The organism is Mycobacterium kubicae, from assembly GCF_015689175.1.
Classification (GTDB): domain Bacteria; phylum Actinomycetota; class Actinomycetes; order Mycobacteriales; family Mycobacteriaceae; genus Mycobacterium; species Mycobacterium kubicae.
In genome coordinates, this window is the sequence record NZ_CP065047.1 from 4,871,402 (window position 1) to 4,889,278 (window position 17,877).

The window sequence follows — 17,877 nt, forward strand, 5'->3', positions numbered from 1 at the left end:
GCGATCACACCAATGCTGCCCGGCAGACCAAAGCGGCATAGTCGACGAACCGACATCTCGAGGGGAAATGCCATGACACAACAACTTCGCGGCAGCGGGCCCGCCGTTGACGCTGTGATTGCGGGTAACTGGGATCGGCGCTTCGCCGGGCTCGCCGACGCCTTTGCCGAAGAACTCACCAGCGGGGGTGAACTCGGTGCATCCATCGCCGTGGACATCGACGGCGAAATGGTCGTCGACATGTGGGGCGGCTATGCCGATCAGGCTCGCTCCAAGCAATGGGACCAGGACACCATCGTCAACGTCTTCTCCAGCACCAAGAACCTCACCGCTTTAGCGGCGCTGATCCTGATTGATCGCGGCATGCTGGATCCCTACGCGCCGGTCGCCAGGTATTGGCCGGAATTCGCCGCTAACGGAAAGCAGCACATTGAAGTGCGGCACGTGCTCAGCCACACCTCCGGTATTTCCGGGTGGGAGATGCCGTTCGTCATCGAGGACGTGTACGACTGGGCGAAGTCGACCTCGCGGCTCGCCGCTCAGCAACCCTGGTGGGAGCCCGGAACCGCGTCCGGCTACCACGTGCTCACCAGCGGCCACCTGATCGGGGAGCTGATCCGCCGGATCAGCGGCATGGCGTTGAAGGAATTCGTGCGCACCGAAATCGCAGAGCCACTGGGCGTGGACGTGCAAATCGGCGCGCGGCCCGAAGACGACAGCCGCATCGCCGAGTTGGTGCCGCCACCACCGCTGGACGTGCCACTCGACCTGGTACCTGAGGACCAACCGATGCGGAAGACCTTCGCGCTTCTGAGCCCGAATTCCGAAGCGGCGCTGATCGCGCAGTCCACCGCTTGGCGGCGCGCGGACATCGGATCGGCCAACGGCCACGCCAACGCACGTTCCTTGGCGCGCTCGTTATCGCCGATCTCACTGGGGGGCAGCGGACTTGGACGCGGCTTGCTCCGCCCGGAGACGATCGACCTGATCTTCGAGGAACAGGCGAACGGGATCGACTTGGTGCTTGGCATGCCCGCACGCTGGGGCATCGGCTACGCGCTGCCAAACCCGGAAGCGGTACCTGACATTCCCAACGGAAGAATCTGCTACTGGGGCGGCTGGGGCGGCTCCGTGGTGATCATGGACCTCGAGCGCCGCATGACGTTCGCCTACGCCATGAACAAGATGGGTCAAGTCACCTCCGCGGGATCAGACCGCACAGTGAAATACACCCGATTGGTGTATGAAGCCGCGCAGGCAACCTCCTAGCCGGCGAAGAAGTCGAGCAGCAACCCATTGACCACCGAGGGCTGCTCGATCTGCGGGCAATGCCCGGCACGGTCAACAACGACCGAACGCCCGCCTGGGATCGCTGCGGCGATCTGTGCCGCCCAACCCGCCGGCAGCAACTTGTCGTTGCCGCCCTCCACGACCAGGGTCGGCACTTTGATCCGCTCGTACGCCCGTGCACTGGACGGGGCAGCGGGCGGGGCGGCACCGGGACGCCGAAACCGCGCTGCTGCCACCGCCTCCCAAGCGCCCGGCGCGACACTTGACTCGAAGCGGCGACGCACATACTCCTCGTCAGCGGGGTACCCGGCGTCGTAGAACAACGCCTCGACGATGCTACGCATCCCCGTCAGAGATGCGTCGTATTGCTGCAGCGCCTCGAAGTGCCGGTTCTGTTGAATCTCCCCGCCGCCACAAATGATCACCATGCTGCGCACCGGCAGCAACGGCTGTGCAGATGTCGCGTCGGTGAGCAGATTGATTGCCCCCATGGAATTTCCGACGAAGTGGGCCGTGCCGACGCCAAGTAGCTCGCAGAACCGCGCGACGTGCCGAATCCGCATCGCTCGGCTGGCGACGAAGTCGATCACCTTCGCCGATTGACCGAACCCGAGTTGGTCGGGCGCCAACACCCGATAGCGCTCGGCGAGCGCGTCGATGTTGCGTTCCCAGCCAAGCTCGGCGCTGGCGCCAAATTCACCGCCATGCAACAACACCACCGGGTCGCCATGTCCAGCCTCCAGATAGCTGGTCACCAAGCCGTCGACGAGAACGGTCTTGCGGTCGATCATTTGAGGGCGATGGGATTGACCGGCGATCCGACGGCGCCGGTGATTCTCAGCGGCGGTGCGACGAGTTGAAACTCGTAGACACCGTCGGCCGCGCAGTCGTCGGCCAACGCGGTGAGATCCCAGTACTCGCCGAGCATCAACCCCATATCGCGCAAGCACAGCAGGTGCAGAGGTAAGAAAGCACCGTCGACATCGGGCACCAGATCTTCCACCTGCAAATTGTCGGAAGCAACCGCCGCGACTTCATGGTCGTGCAGCCACGACGCGCACCGCCAGTGCAGTCCGGAGAAGGGCTCCGTCTTGTTGCCGGTCTGCAGAAATCTCGTCCACCAGCCTGTGCGGATCAGCACTATGTCCCCGCGCTCGATGGTCACGCCCTGCGCCCGAACCACATCGTCCAATTCATCCGGGGTGATCGGGTTGCCTTGTTCGAGAAACACATTGGCTCCCCGATGACGGACGAGATCGAGCAGCACTCCTCGCGAGGTGATGCCCTTGGCGTCGACCTTGTCGATGCCGCAGTGGTATGCGCCCAGGCTCGTCACTGACCCAGCCGGATACCCGTTGTAGAGCTTGTCTTCGTAATAGACGTGCGACAGCGCATCCCACTGGGTGGCCGCCTGCACCGGCATGATGATCATGTCTTCGTTGAAGCGGAAAAGGTTGTCGACGAGGTAGCCACCTATCTGCTTGGCCGTCGGGTTCTGCGCCCAGCCTGGCCCGTATTGGGCCAGCGTATTCACGTCGCCACCGTCCACCGTCATCACCAGGATGGGATTGTGCCGGAACTGAAAAGCGCCCTGCGGACCCGAGGATCCGAAATCGACCCCCAGCGGGAAGACTTTGCCGTGCCGCACCAGGCTCGCGGCTTGCTGCACTTTCTCGGCGGTGATGAAATTCAGCGTGCCGAGTTCGTCGTCGTCACCCCACCGTCCCCAATTACTGAGATCTTTTGCAATGCGGCGGAACTCGGTCATGCTGGCCATGGCTACCCTTCCTCGAGTTCACGGGCGATCGCCGCACCCAAGTTTCCGCCGTCTACCCATACGACTTGGCCCGAAATGTAACCGGCGGCATCGCTATTGAGGAACGACAGGACCGCCGCCTGCTCGGCGGCATCCGATACCCGGCCCAGGGGTTTGGGTATGTCGTCGAGGAAGCCTTGCCCGTAGGCGGTGCGCAACTGGTCCAGAATCGGTGTCTCGGTGACACCCGGCCCGGTGCAGTTGATTCGAATGCCACGTGCACCCAGGGCGGTGGTCATTTGCATGCTGTACAGGATGATGGCTTCCTTGGACAATTGGTAGCCCGTCCCCACGGCTTCGGGGTGGCGCCGGCACCAGTCGATGCCGTCTTGCATGGTGGTGGTGCGCAACAGCGGCGCCACCTCCTGCAGATGCTCCCGGTACTGTGCCGCAGCCAGCGAGGACACGCTGACGATGGCCGACCCCGCCGACATCTTCGGAATCAGCGCCTCGGTGAGTTGACGCAAGCCCAAAAAGTTGACCGTGACGACCAGTAAGGGATCACCGATGCCCGACGACACGCCGGCCACGTTGAACAACGCGTCGATGGGGCCCTCGAGAGCAGCCACGGCGTCCTCGATCGAGGCCGGGTCGGCGAGGTCAATCTCGTGGAAGTCGTTCAACCCCAACGCTGGCGGGCGTCGATCCAGACCGATGACCTGCGCACCGAGCTCGGTGAGCTGGCGCACCAGCTGCGCGCCGATGCCTGAGGCACATCCGGTTACTACGGCACGGCGACCGTCGTAGCGCCACCGCGCGTCACAGCCATCCAACGGGCTGCCTCGGCAGGTCTTCGCGTGTCACTTACCTTGCTGCTCTTTCAATCGCTGCGCCGCCTGAACCCGGCCTTCGTTGATCTCGGCCATGGCCTCCGGGATCTCACTAGCGGTGAACTTACCTCCGCGACCGGTCGGCAGACCGCCGAACGAGTAGTGTTCGTCGAATGGTGGTGCGGTCGATTCGGGTCGGCGAGCTTCGACTTTCTCGATGACGGGCGCCAACCGCGTTTTCTTCTCGGCCACCGCTTTTTCGTCGCGTTCGATGAACTCGGGCAGCACCTCTTTACCCATCAATTCGATGGATTCCATGGTGCCCTCGTGGCTGCGCGGGTTGAGCAACAGGATGATTTCGTCGACACCGCTTTCCTCATAGCCGCGCAGAAATTCGCGCACCGTGGCCGGTGAGCCGATGGCGCCGCGGCCCGGGCCGTACGCCAGCGTCGGGTCCTTCTCCACCTCTTCCAGGTAGCGGTCCCAAACCCCGGTCCGCCCTGGGGTGTGCACACCGGTCATGTAGTAGTGCATGATGCCGAACGAGAAGAACCCGCCGCCTTTGCCAAGCCGATCGAGGGCCTGTTCGTCGGTCTTGGCGACCATCATCGACAAGTCCCCACCGATGGCCAGGATGTTCGGGTTGATTTGCGGCGTGACCGGAACCCCACTCTCCTCGAATTCCTTGTAGTAGCCGTTGACCCGCTCGGTGAGGGGTCCGGGGCCGGTATAGGCGAAACTCAATGCGCCGATGCACTTTTGCGCCGCCATCTGTACGCTGGCCGGCCGCGTGCACGCTACCCACACCGGTGGATGCGGCTTCTGCATGGGCTTGGGGATGACGTTTCGGGCCGGCATCTCGACGTGATTGCCCTTGAAACCGGAGAACGGCTCCTCGATCATGCAACGGATCGCCACCTCGAGCGCTTCCTCCCACTGCGCGCGTTTGTCCGCGGGATCGATATTGAAACCGCCCAATTCACCCACCGACGACGATTCTCCGGTGCCGAACTCCACACGACCGTTGGACAGCAGGTCAAGGGTGGCGATGCGCTCGGCCACTCGGGCGGGATGGTTCACCGCCGGCGGCAGGTGCATGATGCCGAATCCGAGCCGGATGTTCTTGGTCCGCTGACTTGCCGCAGCCAGGAAGATCTCCGGCGCGGTGGAATGGCAGTATTCCTCGAGGAAGTGGTGCTCGGTGAGCCAGACGGTGGAGAACCCTGCCCGGTCGGCGGCCTCGACCTCGTCCAGGCACTCCTGCAGTAATGCCCGTTCGTCGTCGGGCTGCCAGGGTCGCGGCAGGGCGAACTCGTAGAACAGCGAAATCTTCATTGCTACCTCCTAGGAGAATCAAGGGTCCGTGTAGCGCCGTGAGCGGCAAGGTGTTTGGCCGCGACGAAACCGAAGGTCATCGCTGGACCGATGGTTGCCCCGGCGCCCGCGTAGCTGCGGCCCATCACCGCCGCCGACGTGTTACCCACCGCGTAGAGTCCGGGCACGACGGTGTCGTCGGCCCGCAGCACCCGGGCATATTCGTCGGTGCGCAGACCGCCCGAAGTGCCCAGGTCACCCAGGACGATTCGGAAGGCGTAGTACGGCGGGTCACCCAACGGATACAGGTTGGGGTTGGGCAGGGTCGGGTCACCGTAGTAGTTGTCGTAGACGCTGTCGCCGCGATTGAAGTCATCGTCGTGACCGCTGCGCGCCAACTCGTTGAAGCGCGAGGCGGTTTGGCGCAACGCGGCGGCCGGAACGCCGATCTTGGCCGCCAGTTCATCCCAGCTCGTGGCGGCTTTGACCACCCCCGACTCGAGCCAGGCCGGCGGTATCTTGCGGCCGGTCGGCACCGGGGCTCCGGGGACTTTCGGGATGGGCAGGTGCCCACCGATCACATATCGGTTGAAGGAGCGGTGATCGGTGATCAGCCAGCACGGGATGTGCGTGACACCGCACTTCTGGCCATCGATCATCGCGTGGCCGAAGTCCATGTACGGCGCCGCCTCGTTGACGAAGCGCTTGCCCGCACCGTTGACGATGAATTGAGCTGGCATCATCCGCTCGTTGAGCATGAATTGCATGCGGCCGTCGGGCCATTGCATGGCGGGGAACCACCACGCCTCGTCGAGCAGGTCGGCGGCCGCACCGACTTGCTGGCCGGCCCGGATGCCGTCGCCCATGGCCGCCGGATTGCCGAAGCTCCAGTCCTGCTCCACCGCAGGCTGGTGTTCTTTGCGCCAAGCCAAGTCGTGGTCGAATCCGCCGGTGGCCAGGACAACCCCGCACCGCGCCCCGATCCGCTCGACACCGCCGCCCCGATGGACCACTGCCCCCGTCACGGAACCTCCTGTATCCGTCAGCAGTTCGGCCATCGGGGCATCCAGCCACAGCGGGATGCCGCGGTCGCGCATGGCCAGTCGCAACCGCGCCGCCAGGGACTGGCCGATCGCCGCCATGCGCTCGTTGAACACTCTGGCGCGGACCATTCGGGTGATCAGCTTGAGCAGCACGCCTTTGCCGGACCAGGATTGCCGGATGCGGTAGAACGATCGCAACTCTTTGGGACCCAGCCAGATTCCCTTGGGCGCCAGGGCTAAGGGCTGCAGCAGTGTCTGTTCGTCGGCACCGAGTTCGCGCAAATCGATGGGCGGCACATTGATCGTGCTCCCGAGCGCGGATCCACCGGGCAACTCCGGATAGTAGTCGGCATAACCCGGCTTCCAGACGAATTCCAGCCAGGGCGAGAGCTGTTCCAAGAACTCCAGCATCTGCGGGGCCGACGTGACGTACTGCCGAATTCGCGCCTCGCTGACCAGCCCCTCGGTGATGTGCCGCAGGTATTCGACAACGCCCTCGGGCGAGGGCGCATAACCTTCCCGGCGCTGAGCGGGTGCACCTGGCACCCAGATCCCGCCACCGGAGAGGGCGGTGGAACCGCCGAAGTGACTGGACTTTTCCACCACCAAGGTCTGCAGACCGGCGTGGTCAGCGGTCAGGGCGGCCGTCATGCCACCGCCGCCCGACCCGACGACCAGCACGTCGACAACGTGGTCGAAGGTGCCCGTTCCGGCGGCGGTCATGTGCTTGTCGCCGTTCTGATGGCGAAGCCGGCGATCAGTTCCGGAGCGTTCTTGTAATAGCGCACCGTGGTCCGGTAAGGACCTGCGGTGGTCAGGGCCCCGAAAGCCGCCACCCAGGTGCGTATCTCGTGCGCCGAGGTGCCTCCTTCATGAGTGATGAACGAATTCGACCACTGGTCAAGATCGTCCAGGTGGCCTCCGTCGATCAACTCCAGGAATCGTTGGTCCCAGGCAGGGTTGAGTGGCTGCAGGTCGCTGTCTCCCCCGGCGAAGCGCTTGGCCGCCTCGACGACGGCGGTCTGCCGAACCTGCCGCTGCTCGACGGTCATCGCTCGACCGTGCACGATGCGTTCGACGACCGCGGGGGCCGCTGTGGCGAGGGTGGGCACCGGCGGACTGTGCGAGAGCCCACCGGAGCCGACGACGAGCACCCGCTTATCCAGGCGAGCCACGAAGTTGCCGACGGCGACACCCAATGCCCGGCAACGATGTAACGGGCCCAGCGGAGTCGCGATGGCGTTGATGAACACCGGTAGCACCGGAAGCGCCGTCGCCGATCCGAACAACTTCTCCAGCGGTTGGACGGTGCCGTGGTCGACGTCCATGCTCGCCGACACCGCGACGTCCACACCGTCGGTGAGTACGGCCTTGGCGCAGTCTTCGGCGATGTCCTCCGGCACGTCCAACGGTCCGGCGTGCGTCCCGTAGTCACCGACACCGTTGGCTCGCAACCCGATACAGAACGGTGGCATGGCTTTGTAGAAGAACCCGTTGTAGTGGTCCGGGGAGAAGATGACGACGAGTTCCGGATCATAGGCGGTGACGAATTCGCGCGCTTGGGCAATGGCGGTGTCGATCTCGTCAAGCAGGGCCTGCGACGGCCCCGCTAGATTCAGCAGTGGGCTGTGGGACATACAGCACAGTGCCAGCGTCATTTCCGACTTCACCTCCTCCCGGCTTGAGGTCGAGGGTGTCCAGCAGCGCACTACTCAGTTCCGGTGCCAGCGCCGCGATGCAGGCGCCGGCGATGCAGCGGTCCGGCCGCAGGAACACCACCGATTCGGTGTGTGCGTCGAACCAGGCTTTCACCGCCCCGGATCGATCACCCACGATCACCACGTCCGGATCGTCGTGTCCGGTCCAGTGCAACTGCGTCAACGGCCGTAACGCAACAAAGCGCGCGCCCAGCGCCTGCCAAGCCTCGAACGCCTCGGCGCCGAGAATCTTGCGGGGATTGTTGTTCCAGCACAACACCGCGAACCAGGTGCCCAGCACGTCGTCGAGCAGCACGTTCTGTTGCTCGCGAGTATCTACCCGCGGCTGCACGAACAACGTGCCCACTGGCGACCCCGGACTGCGCGGCTCGGGGTGCGCGACGGCGCCGCGTTCGTAGCGCGGCATCGGCTTGAACCGCATTTCGAGCACATACCGCTTGAGCGACGGGACAATTGAGCCGGATCGCACGATGAGGTCGCGGGCCCGGGCGACCGTGCGGTTGGTCGGTGATATGACGCGACCCACCATTGTGGACAGGTCGATCATCGCCCGGGCGTGCTTGCGCCGCTCCACGTCATAGGTGTCCAGCAGCCCATCGCCGGCCTGACCTTTCACCACCGCCGCCAGCTTCCAACCCAGGTTCGCGGCGTCGCGGATGCCGCTGTTGTAGCCCTGCCCCTGCCACACCGGCATCAGATGCGCGGCATCACCGGCCAGCAGCAATCTGCCGCTGCGGAAGGCACCGGCGATGCGGGAATGGTGGGTGTAGACCCGGCGCCGGATCACTTCGACCCGGTCCGGGTGCGGCACCATCCGCGCGAGCATCTGCCGGAGAAACGCTGGGTCCTCGGCTTGCTCGTCGGACTCGTCGGCGTGAATCATGAATTCGAACCGGCGGATTCCGTGGGCGATCGAGATGGAGGCATACGGACGTTGCGGGTCGGCGCCGACCTCGCTGTTCGGGTGGCCCAGTGGGTCGTTGGCGATGTCGACGACCAGCCACCGCGTCGGTGAGGTGGTGCCGTCGAACGAGACCCCCATCATCGCGCGGGTACGGCTGCGCCCACCGTCGCAGCCGACGACGTAGTGCGCCTGCACCGCAACTGGATCCGCGCCACCGAGTTCGACGGTCACCGCGTCCGCGCCCTGCTCGCAAGAGATCATCGGACGCTCCCACCACACTGCGACGTGGTAGAATCTGCTCAGCCCGCCCAGCAATTCCGCGTCGACCAGCGGTTGCACAAAGCCGTTGCGCTTAGGCCACCCGAAACGTGCATCAGGAGGCGCCATCTCGGCGAGTATGCGACGCTTGGCGTCGAAGAACCGCAGGATCTGGTTGGGCACGGTGTGCGGCAGGACGCGGTCCACCACGCCGATCGACTGAAAGGTGCGCAACGCCTCGTCGTCCAGGCCGACCCCGCGGGGATAGTCGATCAGCGTCGACCGCTCTTCGACCACCAGGGTCCGCACTCCCTGTAGGCCAAGGATATTGGCCAAGGTCAGCCCGACCGGTCCGGCGCCGACCACCACGACGTCGAAATCAACCTCGGCCGCGACCATCAACGCCCCAGCAAGAAGTCGATGTGCAATTGATTGAACGTCTTGGGGTCCTCGTACTGCGGCCAGTGACCACAACCGGTCATGACCTCGAACCGGGCACCGGGAATCATCGACGCGATCCGGCGGCCCTCCGGCACGTCGGCCGTGGGATCGTCACTGGTCCACAGCACCAGTGTCGGCGCAGTGACGGCGCCGTATTCGTTTGGCCCCAACAAGTTTCGGGCGCGTATCTCGGGGTCCTGCAGCGCCATGATGTCGCGCATCGCGCCGACGAATCCGGGTTGGCGGTAGATCCGCTGGCGGCTGGCGACCAGATCGTCGTAGTCCTTCGACTTGTCGGCCATCAACCACTTGATGCGCGCCTGCACGGTGTCCCAAGACGGATTTTCCGCAGCCGCCATGGACAATTCGATGATTCGTTTCATCACCGCCGGATCGGCCTGCGACCCGCCCGCGGTGTTGAGGACCAGTCGGTCGATGACATCGGGGTGGTCGACGGCCGCCCGCGCGGCCACCCAGCCACCGAGCGACTCACCACTCAGCTTGATCTTCTCCGCCCCGATACTGCGCACGACGGCCATCAAATGCTCCACATAGTGCGGGATTTCGAGCGGGTGACCCGGCTTGTCGGTGTAACCGTGGCCCAACATGTCGATCGACCAGGTCCAGAAATGTTCGGCGTGCGCGGCCAGATTGCGGACATAGGCTTCGGCGTGGCCGCCGGATCCGTGCAACAGCACCAGCACCGGCCGGCCGGGATCACCGGCCCGTAGATATCGGGTCCGCACTCCCTCGGCGTCGAGGTAGCCCTGGGTGAAGGCGACGCCTTGCAGATCGCTCCACACGCTCTCGAACTCGGCCACGGTGCCTTTCCTACCGGAAATCAGGTTCTCGTCTTTGCGATATTTGGTGTGCTAATATCGCACAACAATGTGCATTATATACAGAGCTTTGCTCTCCCGAGAAGGCCTGTCAAGGCCGTGACGGGTTCCGGGACGGGCTCACAGACGCTGGCCAGAGGACTGACTGCGTTGCAATTGGTAGCCGCGTCCCCCCGCGGCCTGACCATGCAAGAGGTCGCCGACCAGGTCGGAGTGCACCGCACCATCGCCTACCGGCTGCTCGCGACGTTGACTCAGTTCCGCCTGGTGTCCAAAGGCGAAGACGGGCGCTATCGACCGGCTGCGGCGCTGGCCGTGCTGGGCGCGTCGTTCGACCACAATGTGCGGCAGTTGAGCCTGCCGACGCTGCGCACCTTGGCCGACACCCTGGGCACCACGGTTTCGCTGCTCGTTGCCGAAGGCGACGAGCAGGTGGCCGTTGCAGTCATCGTGCCCACTCAGGTCGCTTACCAGCTCGCCTTCCATGAGGGCAGCCGATATCCCTTGGACCGGGGTGCGGCCGGGATCGCCTTGCTGGCGAGCATGCCCCCGCGGCCTGGGGAACGGGACCTGGTGGCCGTCGCCCGTGAGCGGGGCTGGGTCACCACCCACGGCGAGATCGAGCCCAATACGTACGGATTGGCGGTGCCGGTACCTCGACCCGCCCCGTCACCGCCCACCTGCATCAACCTCATCTCGCACCGAGAAGACGTGGTGCTGCGCGGCAGGGACGCGGTGGTCACCGCCGCCAAGCAACTTTCCGCGGTGCTGAGCTGAAGGGGATTCGAGGGCATGTCTTGGGATCAGGAGTACGACGTCGTGGTGCTGGGCAGCGGCGGTGCGGGCCTGACCGCCGCACTGACCGCGGCGGTGTCCGGCGCTTCGGTGCAGGTGTTCGAGCGTGCGTCGACGGTCGGTGGCACCACTGCGGTCTCCGGTGGCATCGTGTGGATCCCCGCTCACGACCGGTCGGCCGAGCGGAACCTGCCGGTGGACGATGCGCTGAGATATCTGCGCGCGCAGTCTTTCGGTTCCATGGATGACGACTTGGTCGAGACGTTCGTGCGTACCGGCCCGGTGATGCTCGACTTCGTGGAAACCCACAGCGGACTGCGCTTTGAGATCGCCGAAGGTTTCCCCGACTATCAGCCAGAGCTGCCCGGGGGGCAGCCGGCGGGTGGCCGCTCGTTGAGCGCTGCCCCGTTCGACCTGAGCCAGCTCGGCGACTGGGCCGGCCGCATCACCTCGTTTCCCGCCGATTGGTCCAACGTCGGTTTCGACGCCGAAACCCGGGCGCGCCTGCACGCCGACGCCGCGCGCGCCGGTGAGCTGTGCGTGGCCGGCACGGCACTGATCGCCGGCCTGCTGAAGGGGTTGCTCGACGTCGGTGTGACGCCGTGCACCGGCGCCCGCGCCACCGGTTTGATCGTTGAGTCCGGGCGGGTCACCGGGGTGCGCATCACCCGCGCCGGGGAGCACAGCAGCGTGCGCGCCCGCCGCGGCGTCGTCCTGGCCACCGGCGGCTTCGAGTGGGATCCGTCCCTGGTGCAGTCCTTTCTGCGCGGGCCGATGCACGGCGCGGTGTCCCCGCCGAACAACACCGGCGACGGATTGCGCATGGCGATGGCCCAGGGTGCCGATCTGGCCAACATGGGCGAGGCCTGGTGGGTGCCGATCGTGCAGATCCCCGACGACACCATCGACGGCCGGCAGCGCAGCCGCAGTGTGCGGCTGGAACGGACCCGCCCGCGCAGCATCATGGTCAACCGCGCCGGCCGCCGGTTCGTCAACGAGGCCTGCGATTACAACTCGATGGCGGGCGCTTTTCACTATCTCGACCCGCGCGGCGGTTACGTCAACGATTGCGGCTGGATCGTGTTCGACTCAATTCATTTCCAGCGCTACGGGTTCTTGGGTGTCAACCCCGGGGAGCCGGTGCCGCAGTGGTTCTGCGAGTCGACCGACCTGGCCGAACTGGCCGCCAAAACCGGTATCGACCCCGACGGGCTGCGGCGCACGATCGAGCAGTTTAACCGCAACGTCGCTGCGGGTGCCGATCCCGACTTCGGACGCGGGTCAAGTGCGTACGACGGTTACTGGGGAGACGACCGCGCGACCACGGTGGCCGGGAAGACGCTGGGTCCCATCGACACCGCCCCCTTTTACGCGGTGCCGGTGCGGGTGGGCGCAATGGGCACCAAGGGCGGTCCGCGCACCGATCACGACGGCCGTGTTCTGCATGTGCGCGGTGAACCCATCCCGGGGCTGTTCGCCGCGGGCAACACGATGGCGGGCGTCACCGGCCGTGCCTATGGTGGTGCGGGCGGAACAATCGGGCCCGCAATGGTTTTCGGGTACCGCGCCGGTTACGCCGCGGCTACCGGCTCGTCGGTCAAGGTCAGCGCTTGAGCGGCAATTCCACACACACGTGGGTGCCCGCAGGCACGTCGAGGAAGACAAATCTGCCGCCGGCCGCCTCGACGCGGGCTCGATGGGACGCCAACCCGATGTGTCCTTCCTCTAACCGGCGGGCCATGGTGTCACCGGTGATGCCGACACCGTCGTCGGCCACATCCACGATGCACGTTTCATCGGTGATCCCGAGGGCGACCGACGCGGTGGTGGCCCGGGAGTGGTGGACCACGTTGGAGAGCAATTCCCGAATCACGCCGAACATGATGGAGTCGACTTCGTTGCGAGTCGGATAATCGATGTCGGTGGTCACCTTGATCCCGGACCGTTTCTCGGTGAATCCAGCCAATTGCTGCACCGCGGGCCCCAGCCCGACCTGCTCGAGAACCGCCGGGTGCAGCTCGAATGTGGCCTGCCGCAACCGTTCCGAAGCTCCCTGCAGCCCGGCCAGTGCGCGGCCCACCCGTTCGTCGCCCGGGCAGGACGTATCCAACTCGATGAGCTCTTGACGCGCGGCCAGCACGTCTTGCAATGGGCCGTCATGAATGGACTCCGAAATGCGGCGCTGCAGATCCTCCGAGGCCGTCATGGTCTGCGCCAGCAGCTCTTCGCGCAGCGCGCTCAGGCCGGCGACCGAGCGGGCATGCCGCTCTTCGATCCGCACCACCACCAACGCCGTACCGCACAGGAACGCATAGAGCAGGAACCGGAAGACGGCTTCCGGCCAGCCGATCGCCCGCACCATGACCGGGTCTTGGATCACCGCGACGGCGAAGCCGACCAGGGTGAAGGCCAACACCACCGCGGCCCGGCGCGTCGACACGTCCAGCCCCACCAGCACCGGCAACAGGGTCATGATGAGCAGCGGATAGATGCCGTCGGTGGACAGCAACTGAAAGCCGGTCAGCGCCACCACGTCGATGGCGGTGAAGGCGAAAGGTTCGTAGCGACGCATGGCCGCGACCGGACCCAGTCCCAGTTTTTGCCGCAACGGCGAAAAGGCCAATAACAGCGCGCATAACGCCGTGACGCCGTAAAGCACAATGAGCACCATTTGCTGCGGCCATTCGGAGCGCCGCGTGCCGATCATCATGGCCGCCGCCATGAGCACCGCGACGCCGACGCGCAACACCGAAGCGATGCGGTAGGAACGCAACTGGTGCACCCGACGGACTCGATCCAGTTCCGCGTCGCTGGTCAACACACCGAACACCGTACTCAACACATCCCCGAAACGGGCGGCTTGGCACACCACGCCGGAGGCTGCGGTGATTCGACCGTGCCGGTCAACATTCTTTTGGCGATGTCGGCAATTGCGGACGAATCTTTGCCGCCACGGGCTAAGCTCGTCGCCATGTTCGGCGCTGCAGCAATATGACTACGCCCGAGAAAGTGCGTGTAGTAGTCGGCGATGATCATCCGCTATTTCGTGAGGGCGTTGTTCGGGCCCTTTCACTGAGCGGCTCGGTGAATGTCGTCGGCGAGGCCGATGACGGCGCGGCGGCTCTCGAGTTGATCAAGGCTCACTCACCGGACGTGGCTTTGCTGGACTACCGAATGCCCCGAATGGACGGTGCTCAGGTAGCGGCTGCCGTGCGCAACTGCGACCTGCCGACGCGGGTGTTGTTGATTTCCGCGCACGACGAATCGGCGATCGTGTACCAGGCGCTGCAGCAGGGCGCCGCCGGTTTCCTGCTGAAAGATTCGACCAGAACCGAGATCGTCAAGGCGGTGCTGGACTGCGCCAAGGGACGTGATGTGGTGGCGCCCTCTTTGGTGGGCGGGCTGGCCGGAGAGATCCGCCAGCGCGCGGCGCCTAGCGCCCCGGTCCTCAGCGCCCGAGAGCGCGAGGTGCTCAATCGTATTGCCCGCGGACAGTCGATCCCGGCGATCGCCGCGGAACTGTTCGTGGCGCCCTCGACCGTCAAGACGCACGTGCAACGGCTATACGAGAAGCTCGGCGTCAGTGACCGCGCCGCCGCGGTCGCCGAGTCGATGCGCCAAGGGTTGCTCGACTAGCCGTACCGGGCTGCCGGGTTCGGTGTGCACCAAGATAGACGGCCGCTCGCGCGCGACCAGGGGCACGTGTCAGGGCACGGCCACGGCCACGGGCCGTGGTCAAGACCGCGCACCCCGCATCCATGCTGAAACTTCTCGGCCCAACGAAATGACCACACCGGGCGACCCTCGGCCATTTCCCCGACCAACGAATACCGGCTCGCCCGTTGTGGTCACAAAGCTGAGATTAGGGACGATCAGTGGCGCGAACCTCCACCGATCGGGCTGAAGTCAGGAGGACATCGGTCATCCGATCGGGGGACAAAGCATCGCAGAGAATCGCGAGGATTCAGTGAGTCAGGGGAAGTTCGACGCACACGTGGGTGCCTGCGCTGGTGTCCAAGAAGGCGAACACACCGCCGGCGGCGTCCACTCGGGCTCGGTGCGACGCCAGACCGATGTGGCCTTCACCGAGGCGACGTGCCATGGTGTCCACCTCGATTCCAATCCCGTTGTCGCACACGTGGAAGACGCAGCGGTCGCCACTGACCTCGAGCGACACCGACACCCGTGTGGCACGCGAATGCCGGACCACATTGGACAACAGCTCACGAATGACGCCGAACGCGATGGGATCGACCGGGTCACGAACCGGATAGTCGATGTCGGTAGTCACCTCGATGCCCGAGCGCTGCGCGGTAGCGACGGCCAACTGCGCTACCGCAGCGCCCAGGCCGACCTGTTCGAGGACGGCAGGATGCAGCTCAAAGGTGGCTTGCCGCAGGCGTTCTGACGCGCTTTGCAGGCCGGTCAGCGCGCGCGCGATCCGCTCATCGTCGGGATCAGCGGTTTGCAACTCGACGACCTCTTGCCGAACGGCCAACACATCTTGCAGCGGACCATCGTGGATGGCTTCGGAGATACGGCGTTGCAAGTCTTCCGACGCCGACATCGTTTGAGCCAGCAATTCCTCTCGCAAGGCGCTCAGGCCGGCGATCGTGCGCACGTGCCGAACTTCGACGTGGACCGCAACCAGGGCCATGGCGCACAGGAAGGCGTAGAACACCGACAAGAAGATGGTGTCGGGCCATTCGATGACGCGCCGGAACACGGTGTCTTGTACCCCGGCAATCACGAAACCGATGAGGGTGAGGGCCAGCACCACCGCCGCCCGTCGCTCCGACTCGTCGAGGCCCACCAGCACGGGCAACAGGATCATGACGAGCAGGGGGTAAATCGCATCGGTGGACAGCAATTGCAAGCCCACCAGGACCACCACGTCAATGATGGTGAACGCGAAGGGTTCCAAGCGGCCCACCCCGCCGAACCGGCCGCTGCCGACACGGTCGAAGGGGACGAACGCCAGAATCAGCGCGCTCAGGGTGGCGAACCCGTAGAGGCCAGCGAGGGCCCCGTTGTAATCCCCAGTCCGACTCGGGACCGCTGACCACCATGGCACCGACCATGAACGCCCAGACACCGATCCGCATGACCGCGACGATGCGGTAGGACCGCAACCGGTGCGTGTTGCGGACCCGCTCGAGTTCTGCGTCCTTGGCGACTTTGTCGGCGCTCACCACCGGACAACCGTACTGAAGGCAGCTGAGTTCACGCACTGACGGTGATGCCGCGGTCACCGGAGAGCGCACGAGCCAGCGGAGAACACAACACCGCCCCGAACAGACGCACCGCCACCGTGGTGATGGTCATCAGGGGGCACCAGTGCCGCGATGAGCCCCGGTGTCTGTCGGCTGACGGCCACTAATGCGGATGATTCGCCTGTCCCCCGATCGACGGATGCTGACTGCCCATCCTCGGTGGGTGATGCCGCCGATCACCTACCCGCGGTGAACTGAATCGGAAGGCTAGTCGGTCCGCTCATACCGAGCATCGGTTTCCACGGTGCGGGCCCCACGCGTCGCGCGTCGGGCATCCGGCGGGCGAGTATTGCCAGGGCATCGGCCAACTCGAGCCGGGCCAGATTCGCCCCCAGGCAGTAGTGCGCGCCGCCGCCGAAGCTCAAGATCGCGGGCGGGTCGTCTCGGGTGATGTCGAATCGCCCGGGATCGGGATATATTGCCGGATCACGATTGGCTGCAAAGGTATTGACCAGAATGAACGTTCCCGCCGGGAAGGTGTAGTCGCCGAGGGTGACGTCGTTGGTAACGGTGCGAAGCGTGCTACAGACCGCGGGTGAATGACGCATGCTCTCCTCGACGGCGCGCATGGCCAAGTCGGGGTTGTCGCGCAGCAGCGCCCACTGCTGCGGATGCTCGCACATGATGTACATGGAGGCGGCCAGTTGGTTGCGAGTGGTGTCCGTGCCGGCCGTCAGAATGCTGAAGGCCAGCATGCGCACTTCCCCCACGTTCAGCCGGTCGCCATGGTCCTCGGCCCGAATGAGCTCAGAGAGCAAGTCGTCGGTCAGTCGGCTGCGCCGTTGCCGGATCATGTCATCGATGTAGCTGTCGAACTCGTCCCACGCCCGCAGAACGACGTCCTGTTCCTTGGTGAGATCGACATCGAAGCTGACGATCTTGAAGATGTCTTCAGCCCAAGCCGAGAACCGCTCCCAGTCTTCGCGGGGTGCACCGAAAAGCGCGCAGATGATCGGAATCGGATAGGGCCGGGCGATATCACGCACAATGTCGCACCGCCCTTTGTCGGTGACACGCTCGACGATTTCATTGACGACCGCGGCAATCGTGTCATGAAGTCGCGCGGTCGATCGCGGCGTGAAAGCTTGGGACACCAATCCGCGCAGCCGACGGTGCTCATCTCCTTCCATGCACAGAATGCTGCGAATCACCCTGTCCCACAACGGACCCGAGGTCACGCCGTGAGCTGTCAGGTGGATCCCTGGCGGGATCACAAATCGAGGGTCGCGAAGCATCGCCCGGGCCAGTTCGTAGCCGAGCACCTCTGGCCCCAACGGCCCCAGAGCAAGCGGTGCCTGTTCCCGGGCCTGTTGTATTCGGGGGTAGACCTCCGCCGGTGTTTCAGCGATGCCATAGGTCAGTGTGGGGAGGTCGGCGTCGAAGACGCTCGGTTCGGAATAGACGGTCATCGCGTTC

15 protein-coding genes and 1 pseudogene are annotated in these 17,877 nt (G+C 65.0%); 4 read left to right on the top strand and 12 right to left on the bottom strand.

Going from position 1 to position 17,877, the window contains the following annotated elements; all coding sequences use genetic code 11:
* The first annotated feature begins 72 nt into the window (after positions 1–72).
* Positions 73–1,269, top strand: a complete 1,197-nt coding sequence (locus I2456_RS22755) for a serine hydrolase domain-containing protein (protein ID WP_085075368.1) — start codon at positions 73–75, stop codon at positions 1,267–1,269.
* On the opposite strand, the gene I2456_RS22760 is transcribed toward I2456_RS22755, so the two are convergent.
* Genes I2456_RS22760 through I2456_RS22795 form a run of 8 tightly spaced genes read right to left on the bottom strand, consistent with a single transcriptional unit; the run spans position 1,266 to position 10,375 of the window.
* The gene (locus tag I2456_RS22760) at positions 1,266–2,081 is read right to left on the bottom strand and encodes an alpha/beta fold hydrolase (RefSeq protein WP_085075369.1); all 816 of its coding nucleotides are present in this window, start codon (positions 2,079–2,081) and stop codon (positions 1,266–1,268) included. The two genes, I2456_RS22755 and I2456_RS22760, sit on opposite strands and share 4 nt — an antisense overlap.
* Entirely contained in the window at positions 2,078–3,067 is a 990-nt protein-coding gene (locus tag I2456_RS22765; protein ID WP_085075370.1) for a cyclase family protein, read from the bottom strand. Before I2456_RS22765 ends, I2456_RS22760 begins: the two co-directional genes overlap by 4 nt.
* A gap of 2 nt (positions 3,068–3,069) precedes the next feature.
* Complete coding sequence (locus I2456_RS22770; RefSeq protein ID WP_085075371.1) at positions 3,070–3,879, bottom strand: coniferyl-alcohol dehydrogenase; 810 nt, start codon at positions 3,877–3,879, stop codon at positions 3,070–3,072.
* A 27-nt stretch (positions 3,880–3,906) separates the two neighbouring features.
* The gene (locus I2456_RS22775) at positions 3,907–5,211 is read right to left on the bottom strand and encodes an LLM class flavin-dependent oxidoreductase (protein WP_085075372.1); all 1,305 of its coding nucleotides are present in this window, start codon (positions 5,209–5,211) and stop codon (positions 3,907–3,909) included.
* Positions 5,212–5,213: 2 nt separating this feature from the next.
* Positions 5,214–6,956 carry an FAD-binding protein gene (locus I2456_RS22780; protein WP_085075373.1) on the bottom strand — a complete coding sequence of 581 codons (1,743 nt, stop codon included), beginning with the start codon at positions 6,954–6,956 and terminating at the stop codon, positions 5,214–5,216.
* On the bottom strand, positions 6,953–7,870 hold the full coding sequence (locus I2456_RS22785; RefSeq protein WP_241007792.1) for a 3-carboxyethylcatechol 2,3-dioxygenase: 918 nt from the start codon (positions 7,868–7,870) through the stop codon (positions 6,953–6,955). Before I2456_RS22785 ends, I2456_RS22780 begins: the two co-directional genes overlap by 4 nt.
* On the bottom strand, positions 7,818–9,512 hold the full coding sequence (locus tag I2456_RS22790) for a bifunctional 3-(3-hydroxy-phenyl)propionate/3-hydroxycinnamic acid hydroxylase (RefSeq protein ID WP_085075375.1): 1,695 nt from the start codon (positions 9,510–9,512) through the stop codon (positions 7,818–7,820). The genes I2456_RS22785 and I2456_RS22790 overlap by 53 nt, the downstream gene beginning before the upstream one ends.
* On the bottom strand, positions 9,512–10,375 hold the full coding sequence (locus I2456_RS22795) for an alpha/beta fold hydrolase (RefSeq protein ID WP_085075376.1): 864 nt from the start codon (positions 10,373–10,375) through the stop codon (positions 9,512–9,514). The genes I2456_RS22790 and I2456_RS22795 overlap by 1 nt, the downstream gene beginning before the upstream one ends.
* A 117-nt stretch (positions 10,376–10,492) precedes the next feature.
* On the opposite strand from I2456_RS22795, the gene I2456_RS22800 reads away from it, so the two are divergent.
* Positions 10,493–11,170 (top strand): IclR family transcriptional regulator, encoded by a 678-nt coding sequence (locus tag I2456_RS22800; RefSeq protein ID WP_085075377.1) that lies wholly within the window; start codon positions 10,493–10,495, stop codon positions 11,168–11,170.
* A 15-nt stretch (positions 11,171–11,185) separates the two neighbouring features.
* Positions 11,186–12,802, top strand: a complete 1,617-nt coding sequence (locus I2456_RS22805) for an FAD-dependent oxidoreductase (protein WP_085075378.1) — start codon at positions 11,186–11,188, stop codon at positions 12,800–12,802.
* On the opposite strand, the gene I2456_RS22810 is transcribed toward I2456_RS22805, so the two are convergent.
* A complete protein-coding gene (locus I2456_RS22810; protein WP_085075409.1) occupies positions 12,792–14,009 on the bottom strand; it encodes a sensor histidine kinase in 1,218 nt (405 codons plus the stop codon). The genes I2456_RS22805 and I2456_RS22810 overlap by 11 nt on opposite strands.
* Positions 14,010–14,023: 14 nt before the next feature.
* Entirely contained in the window at positions 14,024–14,224 is a 201-nt protein-coding gene (locus tag I2456_RS22815) for a hypothetical protein (protein WP_163703872.1), read from the bottom strand.
* On the opposite strand from I2456_RS22815, the gene narL reads away from it, so the two are divergent.
* The gene (gene narL, locus I2456_RS22820; RefSeq protein WP_068031240.1) at positions 14,180–14,824 is read left to right on the top strand and encodes a two-component system response regulator NarL; all 645 of its coding nucleotides are present in this window, start codon (positions 14,180–14,182) and stop codon (positions 14,822–14,824) included. The genes I2456_RS22815 and narL overlap by 45 nt on opposite strands.
* 328 nt (positions 14,825–15,152) lie before the next feature.
* Here narL and I2456_RS22825 read toward each other — a convergent pair.
* Positions 15,153–16,380, bottom strand: a pseudogene (locus I2456_RS22825) (sensor histidine kinase).
* Between the two features lie 257 nt (positions 16,381–16,637).
* Positions 16,638–17,870, bottom strand: a complete 1,233-nt coding sequence (locus I2456_RS22830; RefSeq protein WP_085075379.1) for a cytochrome P450 — start codon at positions 17,868–17,870, stop codon at positions 16,638–16,640.
* Between the last annotated feature and the right edge of the window lie 7 nt (positions 17,871–17,877).